We start from the raw sequence: 20722 nt of genomic DNA on the forward strand, positions 1-20722 counted from the left end.
ATGTGCGTTAAATACAGAGTTTCGAGAGCACGTGTTATTTGGGACTTAACAACTATTTAACTCATGCGCAAGCCGTGACGGATACCCGTAAAGATGGCTTAAAATAGAGTTTAGTTTGATTAACGTTCTAGATTATGGATGTTATTGGGATACCACAGCATTCTTTATTTCCCGCCTTAAGGGATGAAATCGGTTTGACTCTCATTCTGTTATCCTATCTACCCACCCGTATGATAAACATATCCTCCACTGTGAAAAATTCCGCCTTGTTCAAGGCAAACATCACGTCCATTGCGTTCATAGTCAAAGTAATGGGATAAATGACCCAGTTGTGCTAAATCATAACAACCACTTTCTTCTATCCAGTAATAACCTAAATCATATTCATTATTGACTCCCGCTAATTGCTGGAAAGAATCTAAATTATTCGCTAAATGAATTAAATCATGGATTGAACTCGTTGAAGAACCGATTTCAATGGCTGCCTGGTAAAGGTCAATTTCATCTGGCGATAACATGGCTAATCGCGAGGCTAACTCGTTCAACTCATCTAAAAGGCTATATTCTGAAATGTAAGACGAAAGGCCATCAATGGAGGATTCATAGTCGGTCAAAAAATACTCTTCATAGTGAATACCATCAATGCCAATTCGTACTAAACAGTGTTCGATCTCTTTTGAGGTTGCCGGAAGTTCAAGCCACTCACCAACAAGTTCACCTTCGTTATATTTTCCTAAGTTAGTGATAAAAACAGAAATCATCCCCGATTTTAGGCATGGGGAAGCCGTCGCAGTTATATGCATATTCGTGTCCTATTATTGATGTATTGTGATTTAATTAATGGCGATATTTTGATAAAGGGAGCTATTTCCCTTTAGAAGATGATATTGATATAAAAAGCCAATCAGCTGAAAAACAGACAACTCGCTTTAAAAATGATTAATGACGTTTTAGAGCAGGATAATGAGTTGCCTTACAATCCCGATAACATGTTATGCTTTCTATCATGATCTCAATTTGCGTGGGTTAAAACGAAAAAAGCCCCTGTCCAATAAACTAGGGTCAGTTCAGACTCACAGACTCCTAAGAGATGAAACCCCATCAGGGGTTTCCGTTAACTTATGGCTATCAATCAAACGTGTATTCACACTCGATACATTCATAACGATCAAATACCACGCCATCTAAAGCTGAACCACTCACAGCCCCAGCAGTAGCTCCAGCGACTAAACGTCCAAATAGAGCGCCTACCGCAGCACCAGCAATCGTCCCTACAACAGGAACAGCAGAGCCGATAGACGCTCCAGCTAGTGCGCCTGATACGCCACCAGCAACAGCTCCGGTCTTTTTCCCGATATGACGTTCACGAATGCGAGTTGAATCGCAGGCCGGGCAACGAATGTAATTTTCCATAATAATTTCCTTTTAGGTTGATTTAAAAGCAAAAAAGCCCCTGTCCGTGAGGACAGAGGCTTTCAGTGATAAAGTTTTTTTATTGAATGAGATGTATTACGATAAATTGTGGTTAGTTATCATGCGTTTTGACGATGAAAATTCCCATGAAGAATATTGCCACCATTTCTCAATGAATCGATATAGTCGGCATACCACTGCATCATTTCTCGTCTACCTTCTAAATATTGCGCCATGGTTATAGGTTCCACGTATCGCATTTTTATTGCTATGCGCCATCTGTGTTTCAATACAAGCGCTGTTAAAGTCTTTTTCATGTAAGATCGTACTCATAGTCAAATCGTAGAAATAGATGCAATTTGTTGATTAATCTTGATTAACATTTTAATTTATAGTGCTTTTTAGACTGTTTGGGGGCTCTTGTCTATATCGAATACAGAGGCCCCCAAATAGGCCCCCAGATGAGAGAATTAAACTGTTTTTTATTTGATTTTTAACCGCCGGTATTAATCATTGGGTTATTCAATTTGGCAAAGTCGAATGGCGAAATAGTTTGTTCCCGATTAGCATCCAAATAATCAGCCCACCATTGCACCATTAATCGGCGTTGGTCTATATGTTCTGCCTTATGAATATAAGCAGCCCTCACTGAGTTACGTTCTTGGTGGCTCATCTGACGTTCTACGGCGTCCTTAGACCACAATCCGGACTCAATAAGTGAACTGCACGCCATTGTTCTAAAACCGTGTCCACAAATTTCAGTTTTCGTATCATAGCCCATGACGCGTAAGGCTTTATTGACTGTATTTTCGCTCATAGGCTTAAAGGGATTATGAGCGCCCGTTAGGATCAATTCATGTTCACCCGTCCATGCCCAAATTTCTTTCAGTATAGTGATGGCTTGGTGGCTAAGGGGAACTAAATGCGGAGTGCGCATTTTAGCGCCTCTGTGTGAGAATTTAACGCCGGGTATAGGCTTTCGCTGAGCAGGAATAGTCCATAAGGCTTTATCGAAGTCAATTTCAGACCAACGCGCATAGCGAAGTTCGCTTGACCTAATAAACACTAATAAATTTAATATCACGGCTAGGCGAGTGACGGGTTGCCCTTTATAAGCATCGATACGGGTAATGAGTTCCGGTAGACGGTCAAGGTTAAGAGCTGGACGATGTTGGCGTTGTACCGTCGTTACAGCCCCTGCGGTATCAATAGCAGGGTTATAGCCAATAATACCGGATTGCACCGCATAACGCATGATAGCAGCGATACGTTGCTGTAAACGCGCAGCTATCTCATAAATCTCTTTACTTTCTGCTGCACGGATAGGAATAAGCAGGTCAGGGGTTTTGAGGGTAGTGATATCGCGTAATCCAATATAAGGAAAGACATGCGACTCCAAACTCTTTAAAACCTTTTCACTGTGTGATTCAGACCATTTTTTATTGCTGGCATGCCATTGTCTTGCGATGGTTTCAAAAGAGAGGTTAGCATCAGAAGCTGCTTTAGCCACACGTTTTTGTTCGCACGGGTCAATACCGTCAGCAATCAATTTTCTTGCTTCATCACGTTTTAAACGCGCCTCTGATAAAGAGACATCAGGGTATAAACCCAATGCTAAGGTTTTCTCTTTACCTAAGTGGCGATAGCGTAACCGCCAGTACTTAGAACCATTAGCGTGAACCAATAAGTGCAGACCTGCACCATCGGTTAATTTATAGGATTTCACATCGGGTTTAGCCGCCCGAATTTTAGCGTCAGTCAGTGCCATAGTGAGCTTCCTGAGAGATAAAGTGGGTACAAAATTCTATCGAACTAGTGTATACCCGCAATTGTACCCGCACAATGGGGTTGATGTGGGTAGAATCGAGTAGAATTCAGTGGAGTTGAAACTTTGGGAGAGTGTTGATTTTAGCGGGCTTTACAAACAAAAACAGACGTCGGTTGACGTCTGTTGATAATAAGGTGGTGCCCGGACTCGGAATCGAACCAAGGACACGGGGATTTTCAATCCCCTGCTCTACCGACTGAGCTATCCGGGCAACGGGGCGCATTAAACCGTATTCAGCCGTTTGCGTCAATGCATTTTTAATAAAAAACCACTTTTTTTTACTGAGTGTTTTCTTTTTCAGCAAAATGTGTGTGTTTAGTATGCGTTAGTTGTTTTTTTAACTTAACGCTCCTTTTTTACGGCATAGTGCGATTGTTAGGATATCCTCAGAAAGGTGTTGTGCAATCTCGACATCTTGAATGTCTCTTTGTACTAATAAACGGTTTAAACAGCCTTCAAGTACTAGTTCCATTTGGTTAGCAACCAATACAGAGTCTTCAATATCTAGCTCTTCTAATAGGTTTTTAGTGAAGTGAAACGAATTGTCTTTTTGCAAGCGACTTAATTGGTGGATAGGGTGCTCTGCATCTGGGTAATAATTACATGCAGAAATAAATAAACAGCCAGGGAAACGCCCTTGGCTGACTTTTTCTGATAATTGTTGGTAGCGAGCCATTAATTTTTGCTGTGGGCTTAGGGACTCATCTAGCAAAGTCTGTCGCTGCCATACTTCGATTTGCTGGCTATGATAGCGTAAGCAATCATAAATAAGCGCCTCATCGTCTGGCCAGAACTGGCGAATAGTAGAGAAATCAGATTCAATTTCACTGAGTAAATTCTCTGTAGATGCGGATAAGCCTTGAATTTCCAATTGATTTAACGCATGGCTCAAAATAATTTCGCGTTGGATAGGCATTGTTAACTCCATCACAATAATGTCTGATTTTTATCCATCATAACAATGTTCAATTGTGAATTATAGCGGTTTGCAGTGCTATTATGAGTCGTCGTTTTCGAAGGAGAACGAAATCAAATAGGAAATTAAGAGGGGGAGTTTAAAGCAAACAGGAGGGGGAAGAACCCCCCTGAAACGAACTTCATGGATTTACATCGGTCTTAGTTGATCAACTTAGCTTCTAATGCAGCATCGATATAATAAAACTGAAAGACTTTTTTCATAAAATCATCAATATCATGTGTTCGTAATTCGAGAGCTTGTAAAATATCTAAAAGACCTTGGATCGTAATCGCATTTTTACCTCTTTCATAACGAGAAACTTGTTGTTGGCTAATTTTTAAGCGAGAAGCTAATTGTGAGCCAGTTAAGCCCACCACTTTTCTACGGTGTTTTAAAAAGCTTCCAATATAAACGGTTACATTTGTATTTTCATTTCTTTGAGTATTTAGCATTACTCCTCCAAATATATAAATATTGAACAAATAAGTTATTTTTCTATTAAAGTTTCGTGATGTTTAATTTGTGTCACTCAGAGTGATTAAAAGATAGTTATCAGACTTTTCGGATATTATTAAACAAGGGTCAGTTAATTATTACCAATATTTATGGCGGATTGATTTTAAATTTTTGATAGATGATTTCTATCTTTGGTACTCTCAATTCGTGTGTGATGAGGGGTTTTTTAGTGTTATTATTTGTCTGCTTCCGCTTTATTAGTGATTTGTTTTGATGATTATTTATTTTTACTTTATTTTTGAATTTATATTTCTATTTGTGATTTTGAAGAAATGAATGAAGCAGCTTGTCATTATATGATTATAGTCATTGTTTGTTACACTTATATGTAGAGTATTAATATAGATATATTGTTAGAAAAATACTTATTTCTGATTTTAATTTAATTATTAACAACCGAGTTCAATATATTTTAAATATATTTTTAATAAATGGCTTAGTTTTTTATCTGAATGATTATTATATTTTTATAATTTCCTCCGTGACTTTGTATAGAATAACAAAAATAATATGTTATATGTAGGCATAGAAAACCCGTGCGATTTGCACGGGTCTTTATAATATTAATTGATACTAATATAAACTATAGGATCATACCGCCGAATAAGAAGCCGAATGAAACAGCTAATGCGACAGCGATGGTACCTGGAATAAAGAATGGATGGTTAAAGACAAATCGGCCAATACGTGTTGTCCCTGTATCATCCATTTGTACTGCTGCAACCAGTGTTGGGTAAGTAGGCAGAATAAATAGACCAGAAACCGCAGAGAATGATGCGATAGCCGTTAATGGGCTTACATTCAGCGCTAATGCCATAGGCATCAATGCTTTTGCTGTTGCAGCTTGTGAGTATAGTAAAGCAGAGCAGAAGAAGAAAATTACCGCTAACATCCAAGAGTGCTCATGGATTAAATCACCGGCAGTTTCTTTGATCCAGTCAATGTTATGCTGTACGAAAGTATCACCTAACCAAGCAACACCTAAAATACAAATACATGCGCTCATACCTGCTTTAAAGGTACTTGAGTTCAAGATTGCATCAGTATTAACACGACAGAAAATAGTGATTAATGTCGCTACAGTCAGCATGATAATCAAAATAGCATTTGTGGTGTTCATTAATGGGGTTTCGACAATCCCTAAGCTTGGGCTGTTAATGATGGCATAACAGACAACGCCAACAACCCCAAGTAAGAACAGCAGTACAGAAGACTTAGCACCGGCTTTGATTTCTTTTACTTGGCTACCACGCAGTTCAACTAAACCTTCAGCTAAACGTTTTTGGTAGATAGGGTCATCGGATAATTTAGAGTTAAAAGTCCAAGAGATGATGAACGACATCAAAATGATAGCAAGGAATGTCGCAGGTAATAGAACACTTAAGAGAGAGATGTAACTGACTGTGTTACCTGCACCAACCATTGCAGGGTTTTCCATGACGGATGCCATGTAAACCACTGCAGCAGAAATTGGTGATGCTGTAATACCTATCTGAGCAGCAACAACCGCAGTTGATAATGGACGGCACGGTTTTACGCCTTGCTCTTTTGCAACTTCTGCAATAACAGGCAGTGTTGCTAAAGAGATATTACCTGTCCCTGCGAAAAGTGTCAGGAAGTAGGTAACAATGGGTGCAAGAATGGTGATGTATTTAGGATTGCGGCGCAGTAATTTTTCGGTTTGGGCAACTAAATAGTCCAGACCTCCAGCAATTTGCATTGCAGAGATAGCGGCAATAACAGCCATGATGATTGAGATAACGTCAAATGGAATGGTTCCTGGTTTTACGCCAATAGCAGCGAGTACCAGTACCCCAAGGCCACCGGCGAAGCCGATACCTATCCCACCTAAACGGGCCCCCAAAAAGATGGCCAGCAGAACAATAATAAATTCTACGGCTAACATAGTGTTTACTCCTCGACAAAATGAAAATTAAAATTATGAAACTGTTATGTTAATTATTTGTGTGTGTATCAATCAAAAAAGGCACGCTTTCTATTGAGAGGCGTGCCTTTATTTTTAAGTGTTATTTATGATAAACATAAATTTTTAGTCATCAAAGCGTTTTGCTTTATAAGCTGGGTGTTTTAAGTTCTCAATAGAGAAAATATCATCCAGTTCAGCTTCAGTCAGTAAACCGCGTTCTAAAACAACTTCGCGGACGCTCTTACCGGTTTCAGCACAAATTTTACCCACGATGTCACCATTATGGTGGCCAATAAATGGGTTTAAGTAAGTGACGATACCGATGGAGTTAAATACAAATGCTTCACAGATTTCTTTGTTTACTGTAATGCCGCTAATGCATTTTTCTTGCAGATTACGACATGCGTTGCTCATTAAAGAGATGGATTCGAACATCGCTTGGCCAATCGCTGGTTCCATTACGTTTAATTGCAATTGACCCGCTTCAGCAGCCATTGTTACGCAGATATCGTTACCAATAACTTTGAAACAAGCTTGGTTAACAACTTCAGGAATTACAGGGTTAACTTTTGCTGGCATGATAGAAGAACCAGCTTGTAACTCAGGTAAATTGATTTCTTTCAGACCTGCACGAGGACCGGAAGATAACAGACGTAAGTCGTTACAAATTTTAGACAGTTTCATCGCCAGACGTTTTAAGCCCGCGTGAACTGTGATGTAAGCGCCGCAGTCAGAGGTTGCTTCGATTAAGTCTTCTGCAGGAACGCATGGTAAACCAGTCACTTCAGCTAATTTTTTAACGGCAAGCTCTGAGTAACCAGGTGCAGTATTCAAGCCTGTACCGATAGCAGTAGCGCCTAAGTTAACTTCGAGCAGTAATTCGATGCTGCGTTTTAAGTTTTTCTCTTCTTCTTTTAAGAGAGTAGCGAAAGCATGGAATTCTTGGCCGACGGTCATTGGAACAGCATCCTGCAACTGGGTACGGCCCATTTTCAGAATGTCTTTGTATTCTTCAGCTTTAGCTTCAAAGCCTTTTCTCAGGTATTCAACAGATTCAATTAACTTCAGTACTGAGTTATACACTGCGATACGGAACCCAGTAGGGTAAGCATCGTTAGTGGATTGACTTTTGTTCAGGTGATCATTTGGGTTGAGGAATTCATATTCCCCTTTTTTGTGACCCATCAGCTCTAAACCGATATTCGCCAGTACTTCATTGGTATTCATGTTCAGTGATGTGCCCGCACCACCTTGGAATACGTCAACAGGGAACTGATCCATGCATTTGCCTTCATTCAACACAACGTCACAGGCTTTGATAATAGTCTCTGCGATATTACGAGGAATAGTTTTCAGTTCTTTGTTGGCTAAAGCTGCCGCTTTTTTTACCATAACCATGCCGCGGATAAATTCTGGGACATCGTTAATAGTGCGGTCGCTGATATAAAAGTTTTCAATCGCACGCAGAGTATGAACACCATAATAGGCATCAGCTGGAACTTCTTTTTTACCTAACAGGTCTTCTTCGATACGAGTATTGTTTGACATGAGAACCTTCTTAATTAGATTACAGTTACTGTCCGTTTATGCGCTTTAAAAATCTATACTTCGTAAAACAAAATTCACAGGTGATTAATATTGCAAAGTAAAACTTTACAAGCAATTAACACCGTCTACTACGTTGTCAGCATTATGATCTACTGATTTATGGGTAGATGATATGCTTTTAATCATCTATTGCCTTGAACCTAGATCACTATATAGTTTGATTTATGCAACAGATTTCACGTTGTGTGACATTCATCACAGATAAGTATCATTAATGAAAAAAATCTGTGAGTTGAAAAGCGTTATCTCTGCCCCAATTATTATGGCTATACTAAAGAAAAAAGCGAATATTGATAGTTGTCTCTTAGATGCAGTTCACAAAGGTTTCCCTAGGGGCGTAAAATAATCGATAGCTTATTGAAATAAAGGAGAACTTGTGCGCTGGTTACCACTCATTCTGATATGTATTCTCGTTTACATTGAATCCGTGATTTTTGTGCGGGTTGCATCCGAAGTTGGTGTTTTAATGACGCTAATTTTGGTCGTTTTGACATCCTGTTTAGGTGTGTCACTCGTTAAAAATCAAGGTATGAAAAATGTACTACAAATCCAACAAAAGTTAGCATCGGGTGAAAGCCCAGCAGCTGAAATGATCAAGAGCGTTGCATTGGTTTTAGCGGGCTTCTTATTGATTGTGCCGGGGTTCTTTACAGATTTTATTGGCTTACTATTGTTACTTCCGCCAATTCAAAAGCTTATTGTAATGCGCTTAATTCCTCATATTCGTTTCTACCAGCCGGGTTCAGGTTTTAACCAAACAGGAAATAGCGGCTTTCAACGTGGCGATACTTTTGAGGGGGAATTCCAACGTAAGCAAGATGATCCTTCTTTTACAATCGATAATTCAGATAAAACAGATTCATCGGATAAAGACGAACGCCCTAAACCATAAAACCACCCTATTTATGGGGAGATAAAAATGAAAAATTTTTTATCTCCCCCCTTGAAGTCCCTCTTCTTCGCCCCAATCTGCTCAAACATGGTACTAGTTTATTTAAGACATGCTGGTATCGTCCTTTTACCTAGTATGGACTTTATTTATAGGAGAACTATTAATGAAAATTCGTCCATTGCATGACCGTGTTATCGTTAAGCGTAAAGAAGTTGAATCAAAATCTGCCGGCGGGATCGTTCTGACGGGTACTGCTGCAAGCAAATCAACTCGTGGTGAAGTTCTTGCTGTTGGCAACGGCCGCATCCTCGAAAATGGTGAAATCAAAGCACTGGATGTGAAAGTTGGCGATATCGTAATTTTTAACGATGGTTATGGCGTGAAAGCTGAAAAAATCGACAATGAAGAAGTTCTGATTATGTCCGAAAGTGACATTCTGGCAATTGTTGAAGCGTAATTTTCACTTAAAACTTCTCAACGAACGAAAAGAATTTGAAGGAAAGAGATAATGGCAGCTAAAGACGTTAAATTTGGTAGTGATGCACGTACGAAAATGCTTCGTGGTGTGAATGTTCTGGCAGACGCAGTAAAAGTGACTTTAGGTCCTAAAGGCCGTAATGTAGTTTTAGATAAATCTTTTGGTTCACCAGTTATCACCAAAGATGGTGTTTCAGTTGCACGTGAAATCGAATTAGAAGACAAATTCGAAAACATGGGCGCTCAAATGGTGAAAGAAGTTGCTTCTAAAGCTAACGACGCTGCAGGTGACGGTACAACAACTGCAACTGTACTGGCTCAAGCTATCATTACTGAAGGCTTAAAAGCGGTTGCTGCGGGTATGAATCCAATGGACCTGAAACGCGGTATCGACAAAGCAGTTGTTGCTGCAGTTGAAGAACTGAAAGCCTTGTCTGTTCCTTGTTCAGACACTAAATCAATCGCACAGGTTGGTACTATTTCTGCAAACTCCGACGAAACCGTGGGTAAATTAATTGCAGAAGCTATGGATAAAGTCGGTAAAGAAGGCGTTATCACAGTTGAAGAAGGTACTGGTCTGGAAGATGAGTTGGATGTGGTTGAAGGTATGCAATTTGACCGCGGTTACTTGTCTCCTTATTTCATCAACAAACCAGAAACAGGTGCAGTTGAATTAGAAAACCCATTCATCCTGTTAGTTGACAAAAAAGTCTCTAACATCCGTGAATTACTGCCAGTATTAGAAGGCGTTGCTAAAGCAAGCAAACCACTGTTAATCATCGCTGAAGATGTTGAAGGTGAAGCACTGGCAACTCTGGTTGTTAACACCATGCGTGGTATTGTTAAAGTTGCAGCGGTTAAAGCACCGGGCTTCGGTGACCGTCGTAAAGCCATGCTGCAAGATATCGCAATTCTGACTAACGGTACTGTTATCTCTGAAGAGATCGGTATGGAGTTAGAAAAAGCGACATTAGAAGATTTAGGTCAAGCAAAACGTATTGTTATTAACAAAGACACTACCACTATCATTGATGGTGTGGGTGAAGAATCTGCGATTGCGGGCCGTGTTGCACAAATTCGTCAACAAATCGAAGAATCTTCTTCTGACTACGACCGTGAAAAACTGCAAGAGCGCGTTGCTAAATTAGCAGGCGGTGTTGCTGTTATTAAAGTGGGCGCAGCAACTGAAGTTGAAATGAAAGAGAAACGTGCTCGTGTTGACGATGCTCTGCATGCAACTCGCGCAGCGGTTGAAGAAGGTGTTGTTGCTGGTGGTGGTACTGCACTGGTTCGCGTTGCAGCGAAACTGGAAGCACTGACTGGTGAAAACGAAGAACAAAACGTAGGTATTCGTGTTGCTCTGCGTGCGATGGAAGCGCCAATGCGTCAAATCGTTACTAACGCAGGTGAAGAAGCCTCTGTTGTTGTTAACAACGTGAAAGCAGCAAAAGGTAACGAAGGTTACAACGCGGCGACTGATACTTACGGCGACATGATTGACATGGGTATCTTAGACCCAACTAAAGTAACGCGTTCTGCTCTGCAATTCGCAGCGTCTATCGCAGGTCTGATGATTACCACTGAAGCGATGATCACTGAACTGCCAAAATCAGACGCACCTGACTTAGGTGCTGCTGGTATGGGCGGCATGGGTGGAATGGGCGGTATGATGTAAGCCAGCTGGCGACATCAAGCTTAAGTAGTCACTAACTCAGTTAGGGCTACCCACCACAAAACCGGTATCGTTAGTGTTCCTAGCGGTGCCGGTTTTTTATTGGTTTTTAATAAATATATAACCATTAATTATTGATGAATGTAATACCTCGAAACGATGTACAATTAATGCGTTATACGATTTATTTTTGCGTCAATGTTGCTTCACAGGTTATATTTAACGTAAGGTAAATGGTTTGAATTAGTAAAGAATAGAGCAGGTTCTTGGTTAATTTGTGGTAAACTCTATTCGGCTGGTGATGTGCGGCAATTATGGCGCTGTATGTTAATCACCTCCTAGATATTTCAATTAATAGATTATTGAAACTAAAGCGATTTTCAAACCAGCTGCAAAAACACAATGAAAAAATGAGGGAAAACATGCGAATTAAAGTCTTGCTTGGTGCTGCTGCATTATTGCTTTTAGCAGGTTGTTCAACAACAACTAATTTGACTGCGGCAGGCTCACAAGTTCGTTTTGTTGAGAATCAACCAGGAAGTGATTGCCAACTTCTCGGTCAGGTTGCAGGGACTCAAAGCAACTGGTTGAGTGGTGTGAATAATGAATCTAGCTCAATGCGCAGCGCAGCAAATGATTTACGTAATAAAGCCGCGGCAATGGGCGGTAACGTGATTTTTGGTGCATCAAGTCCAAGTGAAACTGTGTTATCTAGCTTCATTCCATTAGATAGCAAAATGGTTGGCCAAGTTTATAAGTGCCCCTAAAATGAATTCATAGCGCCCAAATGATGATTTGGGCGTTTTGCTTTCTAGTTCTGCCTTAAATTAAGGTCAAGCAGTGTTTTACTTGGCTCTCCCCCAATTTCCCGAGCGAGCTTAGGTACAAGGTACCCTGAGACTTTACTCAATAATTGCTGTATTAATTGTCTAGCTTCAGTATCACTCACTAAAAAGTGAGCGGCACCTTGGACTTTATCTAATACATGTAAGTAATAAGGTAAAATACCCGCATCAAACAGAGCATTACTTAAATTCATCAGAGCTGTCACGTTGTCATTAACTTGGCGCAGTAATACGCTTTGGTTTAATAATGTCACACCTGATAACTTTAGTTTTTGCATAGCATTGGTGAATGACTCGTCGATTTCGTTAGCGTGGTTAACGTGTGTCACCATAATTACTTGTAACCTTGAGCTAGCAAGGCGTTTACAGAGAGTTTCAGTGATACGTTCTGGTATCACTACAGGCAAACGAGTATGAATTCTAAGGCGTTTTATATGTGGGATCGCCTCTAATTGGCTGATAAGCCAATCGAGTTCATGGTCTTTTGCCATCAATGGATCACCACCTGAGAAGATGATTTCATTGAGTTCGGTGTGGTTTTTTATATAATCCACAGCCATCAACCAGTTATTTTTATTTCCTTTGTTGTCTTCATAAGGAAAATGCCGGCGAAAACAGTAGCGACAGTTGACTGCACAGCCACCTTTTACCAGCAGTAATGCGCGGTTGTGGTATTTATGCAGTAAACTTGGAATTTCATTATCCTGCTCTTCTAGTGGGTCAGTAGAAAAACCTGGATGTATATCAAACTCTGCTTTTGCGGTTAGTACCTGCAATAACAGAGGATCTAGTGGATCGCCTTTCTTCATACGGGAAATAAAGGGCATTGGAACGCGTAAAGGAAATAGTTTACGTGCCTCACTGCCTTCTTTTGATAAAAGGTGATTTTCTAGGTTAAGTATTTGCAGCAATTCATCTGGATTAGTGATTGCTTCTGCAAGTTGTTGTATCCAGACTTCTCTGGATGAGGTATTTTGAGTTACAATATCGACCATTTTTTGGCTATGCCATTTTTAGTTTATAAATTAGAGGATCACCATGGCTACTTATAGTACCAATGAATTCCGCTCAGGTCTTAAAATCATGTTAGATGGCGAGCCTTGTGTCGTTTTAGAAAGTGAATTCGTCAAACCGGGTAAAGGTCAAGCGTTCGCACGTGTGCGTATCCGTAAACTGATTTCTAACAAACTGTTGGAAAAAACATTTAAGTCTACTGACTCTGTTGAAGGTGCAGATGTCATGGATATGAACTTAACTTACCTGTACAACGACGGTGAGTTCTGGCATTTCATGAACAACGAAACTTTCGAACAGTTAGCAGCGGACGAAAAAACCGTTGGCGATAACGCGAAATGGTTAGTTGACCAAGCAGAATGTATTTTAACACTGTGGGACGGCCGTCCTATCGCGGTCACTCCACCTAACTTTGTTGAGTTAGAAATTACTGATACTGACCCTGGCCTGAAAGGTGATACCGCAGGTACAGGTGGTAAACCTGCAACACTGAGCACTGGCGCAGTGGTTAAGGTTCCTCTGTTTGTTCAGATCGGTGAAGTGATCCGTGTTGATACTCGTTCTGGCGAGTATGTTTCACGCGTAAAATAACGGTTGATCCTATACTGAATCGTTAAAAATAAAAAGCCGTGGTCGGAATGCCACGGCTTTTTTTGTCTATTTTTTAAGGCCTAACAGCACTTAAACCCACCTTTACCACCGTAACGTGCATCTTGGCGCTCTTTAAAAAACTCTTCATAGGTCATGGGAGTTTGGTCAGGGTGCGTTTTTTGCATATGAGCGACGTAGTTGTCGTAATCGGGGACGCCGACCATCATTTTTGCCGCTTGGCCTAGGTAGCGGGCTGCTTTTCCCAGTTCTCCAAACATAAATCCTCGTCATACTTTGTGTTGTAGCGGTGTTGGCTGCTCTCGGCTACCCAAGTCACATACTGTTATGTATGCTCCTAGTTTCTCCTTCATACTTCACGCTATTGCTGCGTTGGCTTCATTCGCTAACCCTAGTCACATACTGGAGTATGCTCCTAGGGATTATCTTCTTTGCCGCCTTGCTCCAACGTGAATTATTTTGGAGAAAGAGTATATGTCCTAAACAGTGACAAGCTTTTCCGCGAAAATCAATGATGGCGTGTATTTGCCACGATTTCTTCATAGTTGGCTGGCATGGCTTCGTATGGTACTTCATTCGCTGTTGGTTGGTCGGATTTTAATGCCTTCAACGCAGTGCGAATGGAGAATAGAGCTAGCAATACCACAACAATCATAAAGAAAATAGTTAATCCTGCATCTAAGCGGTTATTGAAAATTAACTGAGTTAATTGAGATTCCGTATATTGAACTGGAATATTACCGCTATCAATCATTGCTTGGAATTTATTTGCGACAGCTAAGAAACCAACACGGGCATCTTCACTGAAAGTTTTCTCCCAGCCTGCAGTCATCGTACAGATTAACAACCATGCAGTTGGGACTAAAGCGACCCATGCATATCTTTGGCGCTTCATTTTAAACAGTACCACAGCACACAGCATTAATGCCATACCCGCTAACATTTGGTTCGCGATACCAAACAATGGCCATAAGGTGTTAATACCGCCAAGTGGGTCGACAACACCTTGGTGAAGAAAATAACCCCAAGCAAGCACACATAGCGCGGTTGCTATCAAGTTTGCGGGTAACGAATCGGTACGTTTCAAGGATGGAGAAACCACACCCAGTAAATCTTGCAGCATAAAGCGTGCCGCTCGAGTTCCTGCATCCACCGCGGTTAAAATGAACAACGCTTCAAATAGGATGGCAAAGTGATACCAGAAGGCGACATTCATTAGACCGCCAAGGGCACCGTGGAGAATATACGCCATCCCAACAGCCAGTGTTGGAGCACCTCCGGCACGTGAAATAATACTGGTTTCACCCACATCATTAGCAATGCTGTTAAGCTGTTCAGGGGTGATATGGAAGCCCCAACTACTGACAACTTGGGCAGCAGAAGCGACTACATCTTGTGTACCTGCGGGGGCTAACATTGCCATGGGGCTATTCATGGCGAAATAAACACCCGGGTCAATCACACAAGCGGCGACTAACGCCATGATAGCTACAAAAGATTCCATCAACATGCCACCATAGCCGATAAAGCAAGCTTGGTTTTCATTCGCCAACATTTTGGGTGTGGTACCCGATGATATCAGTGCGTGGAAGCCAGAAACGGCACCGCAAGCAATGGTAATAAATAAGAATGGAAACAAGTCACCTGCCCAAACCGGGCCTGTACCATCAATATATTTGGTCAGCGATGGCATTTTTAGATTTGGATTGAGGATTAAAATACCAATTGCCAAACCAATAATAGTACCGATTTTTAAGAAGGTTGATAGGTAGTCTCGTGGGGCAAGTAGCAGCCAAACAGGAAGTACAGCGGCAACAAAGCCATATCCCACTAACATCCAAGTGAGTTGAACACCAGTATAGTCAAAATAAGGTGCCCAAGTTTCGCTTTCAGCGACCCAACCCCCAGAGATAATTGCAAATACGAGGAAAACTAACCCTATAATAGAAACTTCACCAATGCGTCCTGGGCGTATATAACGGGTATAAATACCCATAAAAATCGCCAATGGAATAGTAAAGGCAACGGTGTAAGTTCCCCATGGGCTATGAGTGAGGGCTTTTACGACAATCATAGCGAGTACGGCTAAGATAATCACCATAATCATAAAACAAGCAATTAAAGCCAGAACCCCAGCCGTATTACCCATTTCTTCTTTAACTAATTCACCCAGTGAACGGCCGTCTCGACGTGTTGAAACAAACAACACCATAAAGTCTTGTACGGCCCCTGCTAGCACAACCCCAGCAAGTAGCCAAAGCATGCCTGGTAAATACCCCATCTGTGCCGCAAGTACAGGGCCGACAAGTGGGCCAGCACCTGCGATAGCGGCAAAGTGGTGGCCAAATAATACTTTTTTATCTGTTGGTACGTAGTCTAAGCCATCGTTATGACGAATTGCTGGTGTCATACGAGTTGCATCAACTTGGAGTACTTTTTTAGCAATAAAAAGCCCATAATATCGGTATGCAATCAGATAAATACACACGGCTGCAACAACGATCCACAGGGCATTAATCTGTTCACCTCGATTTAAGGCGATGTAACCCAGTGAAAAAGCACCAAGTAATGCGAGCACAATCCATATTAATTGTTTACCCATAGCCATCCCCATCTGTTCAGTTGATTACTTTTTGTTATTTGTTTAAGTAAAACTGAGAAAGGTATAACCATACTTAAGTCAAAGAAAAAGTAGCTAAACCGATACACCTAATTGAAATTTGAGATAAATTTCATAATTGTAGCCAGTATCACTAATTTAGGATTATTTATTGGATTTTATTTGGTTTTGGACTAGTGGTTGTCTATTGAATTGGTTTTTTATCTTGATTTATTATTTATTTTGAAATTAATGACTGTTGATGTGTTTTTACCGATGAGGGGATGGGTAAAGGTAGGGCAAATAATCGGAAGTTAAAAAACCTCCGATTATTAATTGGTTAACTAGGTATGTCTTAATTTTTGAATTATTTTTTTGCCAAAAAGTGTAGTAATTAGGCCAAACATGATTAAAACAAGGCCAGCAACTTGTACGCCATTAATGTGCTCATCAAGAAATAATGCACTACTGCTTAAACCGAAGACGGGAACTAACAATGAAAAAGGAGCAACACGCCACGCTTCATAGCGACCAAGTAAGACACCCCAGATCCCATAGCCAACAAATGTTGATAAATAAGCTAAATAGATAATGACACCAAAGACCGACCAATTAAAACCAGATAGCCCTTCAATAATTGCTTCTTCACCTTCTAAAATCCATGAACTAATTAAAAACGGAATAATTGGGATCAGAGCACTCCAACTGACTAAAGATAGGGCGCTGCATTTCTCTGCGCCTTCCTGTTTCATAATAATTCTATTAGTGATATTACCACAAGCCCATGATAATCCAGCAATTAAAGTGAATGCTAATCCGAGTAATGGGATATCATCAAGCCCACCGGCAGTGGCACCATTGGCTAACACCGTCAGCCCTGCAATTGCGATAAACATACCAATAAAGTGGGTTGGCTGTAATGATTCCTTTAAAATCATTGCGCCAAGTAATAGGGTAAAGAAAGCTTGGGATTGCAATATGACAGAGGTTATACCCGCAGGCATACCAACTTGAATAGCACAAAATAAGAAGGCGAATTGACCAAAGCTAATCGTTAGCCCATAGAGAAGTAATAATTTGAATGGAATTTTAGGGCGTTTAAAAATAAAAATAGCGGGAAAGGCCACAAACATGAAGCGTAAGGCACCTAATAATAACGGTGGAAGTGCAGTTACCCCGAGCTTAATGATAACGAAGTTAACTCCCCAAATAATCACCACACAAAGGGCGAGTAAGATGTCTCTGAGACTCATGCTGTTTTCTCGATGAACTTGCCAGATAAGACACCTACTTTACCTGTGTATAATTTTGAGTGCGATGGTTATGATGCTTAATCATAAAAAACAGTATAAAAAGGTTAAATATTATTGCTGATTTGCGCTTATTTGTTATTTTTCGTTGCTTGAGTCTTGTTACATGAATGTTTATAATGGATTTTCACTTCATACGTATTCAGGACGACCTGAATTAACGTCATTTAAATATGGGGACGACCCCGAGTATTTAACGGGAGCAACCAGCTATGGCTTGGATCGTCCTTTTATTTGCGGGTTTATTAGAAGTTGTATGGGCTGTTGGCTTAAAATATACCCACGGTTTTACACGTTTAACACCGAGTATCATTACCATTATTGCGATTATTGCGAGTATGGGTCTGTTAGCTTACGCAATGCGTGACTTACCTGTTGGCACGGCTTATGCAATTTGGACCGGTATTGGTGCAGTGGGTACGGCAATTGTTGGGATTATTTTTCTTGGGGAATCAGCGAATATGTTTCGCTTATTAAGCCTTGCCTTGATTATTACAGGGCTAATTGGTTTAAAAGTATCAAGTTAGCTTTCAAATTAAGCATTTTTTAATTAAAAATGAATAATAAGCGGGTGACAGAGAAAGTTACCCGCTTTTTTTGATATTTTTGGGGACATAGAGAAAACAATTCTTATGTTATTTTTCGTTATAACGCGATGGCCAAATTTCAGATGGTGCAACACCCAAAAACTCGGCAATAATACGTTCTCCTTTTGGCCAGCGTCTTGACAGGGCATTATTTAATGTTGATGAGTTTAACCCTGCTGAACGTGATATTTGTGAAAGAGAAGAACCTTTTTTCTTTATTGCTGCAATAATATCAGCCGAGTGCCAATCTTGTTTCATATGATCTCCAATAGTTAATATATAAATATAATTTAAATTATTTTAATGAACTGTAATTCAATTGAGATATAAAGATAAAAAAATAATTCTTAATTTTGAATACCTTTAAATTTTGGCCTTTGAATATTTATTTTTATGTGTTAAAGATATAGATTCAACGTTTTTATTATCTTTATTTTTATTTAAATAACTAAAAGGTGATTTTTATGGATATAGAAAGCAATAGGATGGAAAAAATAAGTGCTAGTGTGAAATTAGACCTATGTAATTATTTTAATTGGAATGATATTGATGTTAATTATAATATTATTGATATTGACGAAAAAAAGATATATGCATTGTCAAGCGACTATGAATGGCAATTAATTTATTGGCATCATGATATGGATTTATCATTAAAAGAACGGTTATTTGCGGGTGTTCAATATTGGAGTAATTATTCGGAAGCATACCAGAAAATTTTAACCAAATTAGATAAAGGAAATAAAAAAATTGATTTTTGCAATAGATACAATAATTTATTTGAGATATTTTCACTCAATGCGAATCATAAAGTCCCATATGATCATTTACTTTCATTGTATCGATGGCGTTCAATAGTTTCTGAATATGCATATGAAAAATGGTCTGAAAATAAAACGGTTGCATTACCGTTACGCCAAAAAATTGAATTAGACGAAACCGCACCTATTATTTGCAGGGGTAATGAAATCTCTAATTATATACGTTTTGGGCAGTTGTCATTTTCAAATAAAGAAGTATTAACCATCCGTTTGTTGCTTTCCCACCGAAATATAAATGAAATTAGCCGTATTCAAGGCTGTTCGGAGGAGGACGAATATATAAGGGTTAACAATATCAAGAAAAAATTAAACTGTGAAATGGTATCTCAAAAGGAATGTTTTTCGGTAATGAAAGATCACGGGATTACATTAGCAAGCTTAGAAAAATTAATGCCTATTAATTAATTTAACTATTTGTTTCATATAGGGATATGGGATCATTTTATGAAATGGAAATTACGTTTTGGCGCTGTAGCAGGGCATACCTTAGAATTTTATGATGTTGCAATTTTTGCAGCGATTTCATCATATTTAAGTGCAGAATTAACTCGGCTAGGTTATCAGCAAGCAACGGAACTTGTGTGGGGAATTTTTGCTTTACGCTTTCTTATACGACCACTAGGTGGGTATGTGATTGGCCGTTATGCAGATAAAGTTGGTAAAAAACCAGCAATGATTTTGGTAAGTATTCTCACCGGTAGTGCAACATTATGTATGGCATTTTTGCCAATTGAACTCTTAGGGGTATATACGCCTTTAGCCATATTATTTCTTCAAATGTTGCTATCTTTTAGTTTTGCGGGTGAAAGCCCATCACTGTCTACCTATTTATATAAAGACTCTAAGCCCCAAGAACGAGGTAGAATTTCGGCGTTGTTAACCGGAAGTGCGGTTGTTGGTGTTATTGGCTCGTTAGGAATCGTGTTAATTCTCGAAAATATATTAGACCCTGAAACCATGCAAAGGGTGGGGTGGAGGATACCACTACTATTAGGTCTAGGTAATATACTGATTTGTTTTTGGTTTCGCTATCGCTTACCAGACCAACCCATTGAGTATGATGGGTGCCAAAAAATAGATTGGCTTAAGGCATTTAATATTTTACTGGTTGTTATTCCTGGTTCGGTTATTTTTTATACCTTAAATTTTTCATCTTCTTTTTTGCTTAAGGAGTTAGAGCTAGAAGAATTTAAAAGTATATATTCAATGATATCATCAACTTTATTATTGATTTTAATGGCAATAGTTGGCTGGTTAACAGATAAATACAGTTACGCTGAACGGGTTTTTAACTTAGGGGTAAAGCTTGCTGCCATACTATCAATTCCTATTTATTACCTAATGTCGACTAAGGTTTTATCATTAGTACTTATCTCCCAATCGTCAATTATTATTATTTCAGCAATGGTTTTATGTAATTGGAATTATGCCATGGCAAAACCAGCCAATGGACAAGTTACGACTTTAAGTATGGGATACAATCTTGCATCGACGATTATAGGCGGGTTAACGCCTTTAATTATCAACTATTTAGTCATCATTGATGTTTCCTTGGTTGGTGTTTTTGTTTCGTTGAGTTCGTTAACTCTATTTGTTTCATTGTTATTGAGTAAAAAACAAAGGTTATTAACTATTTAAATGTAAGG

General features: G+C 39.6%; 20 protein-coding genes, 1 tRNA gene and 1 pseudogene. 8 read left to right on the top strand and 14 right to left on the bottom strand.

What is annotated here, in order from left to right; all coding sequences use genetic code 11:
• Positions 1 to 218 precede the first annotated feature (218 nt).
• From SJ312_RS17115 to aspA, 9 genes and pseudogenes are all read right to left on the bottom strand, one after another.
• Positions 219 to 803 (bottom strand): antirestriction protein ArdA, encoded by a 585-nt coding sequence (locus SJ312_RS17115; RefSeq protein ID WP_319868133.1) that lies wholly within the window; start codon positions 801 to 803, stop codon positions 219 to 221.
• Positions 804 to 1128: 325 nt separating this feature from the next.
• Complete coding sequence (locus tag SJ312_RS17120; protein WP_008913927.1) at positions 1129 to 1413, bottom strand: hypothetical protein; 285 nt, start codon at positions 1411 to 1413, stop codon at positions 1129 to 1131.
• A gap of 119 nt (positions 1414 to 1532) precedes the next feature.
• Positions 1533 to 1749: pseudogene (locus tag SJ312_RS17125) on the bottom strand (tyrosine-type recombinase/integrase); the annotation flags it as partial.
• Positions 1750 to 1906: 157 nt separating this feature from the next.
• The gene (locus SJ312_RS17130) at positions 1907 to 3181 is read right to left on the bottom strand and encodes a tyrosine-type recombinase/integrase (RefSeq protein ID WP_319868134.1); all 1275 of its coding nucleotides are present in this window, start codon (positions 3179 to 3181) and stop codon (positions 1907 to 1909) included.
• A gap of 195 nt (positions 3182 to 3376) precedes the next feature.
• Positions 3377 to 3452: transfer RNA gene (locus tag SJ312_RS17135), tRNA-Phe, on the bottom strand.
• Between the two features lie 126 nt (positions 3453 to 3578).
• Positions 3579 to 4151: a division control transcriptional repressor DicD gene (gene dicD, locus SJ312_RS17140; protein WP_409201109.1), complete on the bottom strand. Its 573-nt coding sequence runs from the start codon at positions 4149 to 4151 to the stop codon at positions 3579 to 3581.
• A 206-nt stretch (positions 4152 to 4357) separates the two neighbouring features.
• On the bottom strand, positions 4358 to 4651 hold the full coding sequence (locus SJ312_RS17145) for a helix-turn-helix domain-containing protein (protein ID WP_004258707.1): 294 nt from the start codon (positions 4649 to 4651) through the stop codon (positions 4358 to 4360).
• A 647-nt stretch (positions 4652 to 5298) separates the two neighbouring features.
• The gene (locus SJ312_RS17150; protein WP_004258703.1) at positions 5299 to 6621 is read right to left on the bottom strand and encodes an anaerobic C4-dicarboxylate transporter; all 1323 of its coding nucleotides are present in this window, start codon (positions 6619 to 6621) and stop codon (positions 5299 to 5301) included.
• Between the two features lie 144 nt (positions 6622 to 6765).
• Complete coding sequence (gene aspA, locus SJ312_RS17155; protein WP_004258700.1) at positions 6766 to 8190, bottom strand: aspartate ammonia-lyase; 1425 nt, start codon at positions 8188 to 8190, stop codon at positions 6766 to 6768.
• 436 nt (positions 8191 to 8626) lie between these two features.
• Between aspA and SJ312_RS17160 the strand changes: the two genes are divergently transcribed.
• The 4 genes from SJ312_RS17160 to SJ312_RS17175 all read left to right on the top strand — a co-directional run bounded on the left by SJ312_RS17160 (position 8627) and on the right by SJ312_RS17175 (position 12058).
• Positions 8627 to 9142, top strand: a complete 516-nt coding sequence (locus SJ312_RS17160) for an FxsA family protein (RefSeq protein ID WP_036958041.1) — start codon at positions 8627 to 8629, stop codon at positions 9140 to 9142.
• A 163-nt stretch (positions 9143 to 9305) separates the two neighbouring features.
• Positions 9306 to 9599, top strand: a complete 294-nt coding sequence (locus tag SJ312_RS17165; RefSeq protein WP_004908085.1) for a co-chaperone GroES — start codon at positions 9306 to 9308, stop codon at positions 9597 to 9599.
• 51 nt (positions 9600 to 9650) lie between these two features.
• Entirely contained in the window at positions 9651 to 11294 is a 1644-nt protein-coding gene (groL, locus tag SJ312_RS17170; RefSeq protein WP_004258673.1) for a chaperonin GroEL, read from the top strand.
• Between the two features lie 419 nt (positions 11295 to 11713).
• A complete protein-coding gene (locus SJ312_RS17175; protein WP_004908089.1) occupies positions 11714 to 12058 on the top strand; it encodes a DUF4156 domain-containing protein in 345 nt (114 codons plus the stop codon).
• 44 nt (positions 12059 to 12102) lie between these two features.
• Here the strand turns inward: SJ312_RS17175 and epmB are convergent, their stop codons facing one another.
• Positions 12103 to 13131 (bottom strand): EF-P beta-lysylation protein EpmB, encoded by a 1029-nt coding sequence (gene epmB / locus SJ312_RS17180; protein ID WP_110591180.1) that lies wholly within the window; start codon positions 13129 to 13131, stop codon positions 12103 to 12105.
• A gap of 43 nt (positions 13132 to 13174) precedes the next feature.
• Here epmB and efp point away from each other — a divergent pair, with 43 nt between their 5' ends.
• Positions 13175 to 13741 carry an elongation factor P gene (gene efp, locus SJ312_RS17185; RefSeq protein ID WP_004258667.1) on the top strand — a complete coding sequence of 189 codons (567 nt, stop codon included), beginning with the start codon at positions 13175 to 13177 and terminating at the stop codon, positions 13739 to 13741.
• An 80-nt stretch (positions 13742 to 13821) separates the two neighbouring features.
• Here efp and SJ312_RS17190 read toward each other — a convergent pair whose 3' ends face one another.
• From SJ312_RS17190 to SJ312_RS17200, 3 genes are all read right to left on the bottom strand, one after another.
• Positions 13822 to 14019 (bottom strand): YbdD/YjiX family protein, encoded by a 198-nt coding sequence (locus SJ312_RS17190; RefSeq protein WP_004258665.1) that lies wholly within the window; start codon positions 14017 to 14019, stop codon positions 13822 to 13824.
• Positions 14020 to 14267: 248 nt separating this feature from the next.
• Positions 14268 to 16361, bottom strand: coding sequence for a pyruvate/proton symporter CstA (cstA, locus tag SJ312_RS17195; protein ID WP_319868135.1), 2094 nt, complete (start codon positions 16359 to 16361; stop codon positions 14268 to 14270).
• Between the two features lie 341 nt (positions 16362 to 16702).
• Positions 16703 to 17611, bottom strand: coding sequence for an EamA family transporter (locus SJ312_RS17200; RefSeq protein WP_004258651.1), 909 nt, complete (start codon positions 17609 to 17611; stop codon positions 16703 to 16705).
• Between the two features lie 269 nt (positions 17612 to 17880).
• Between SJ312_RS17200 and sugE the strand changes: the two genes are divergently transcribed.
• Positions 17881 to 18195: a quaternary ammonium compound efflux SMR transporter SugE gene (gene sugE, locus SJ312_RS17205; RefSeq protein WP_004258648.1), complete on the top strand. Its 315-nt coding sequence runs from the start codon at positions 17881 to 17883 to the stop codon at positions 18193 to 18195.
• 108 nt (positions 18196 to 18303) lie between these two features.
• Here sugE and SJ312_RS17210 read toward each other — a convergent pair whose 3' ends face one another.
• Positions 18304 to 18513 carry a helix-turn-helix domain-containing protein gene (locus tag SJ312_RS17210; RefSeq protein WP_004908101.1) on the bottom strand — a complete coding sequence of 70 codons (210 nt, stop codon included), beginning with the start codon at positions 18511 to 18513 and terminating at the stop codon, positions 18304 to 18306.
• A gap of 206 nt (positions 18514 to 18719) precedes the next feature.
• Here SJ312_RS17210 and SJ312_RS17215 point away from each other — a divergent pair, with 206 nt between their 5' ends.
• Both SJ312_RS17215 and SJ312_RS17220 read left to right on the top strand, forming a co-directional pair.
• Entirely contained in the window at positions 18720 to 19481 is a 762-nt protein-coding gene (locus SJ312_RS17215) for a hypothetical protein (RefSeq protein ID WP_110591182.1), read from the top strand.
• A 39-nt stretch (positions 19482 to 19520) separates the two neighbouring features.
• A complete protein-coding gene (locus tag SJ312_RS17220; protein ID WP_096864378.1) occupies positions 19521 to 20714 on the top strand; it encodes an MFS transporter in 1194 nt (397 codons plus the stop codon).
• Positions 20715 to 20722 lie beyond the last annotated feature (8 nt).

Origin of the sequence: Providencia sp. CIM-Carb-044 (genome assembly GCF_033901115.1) — a bacterium.
GTDB lineage: Bacteria > Pseudomonadota > Gammaproteobacteria > Enterobacterales > Enterobacteriaceae > Providencia > Providencia hangzhouensis.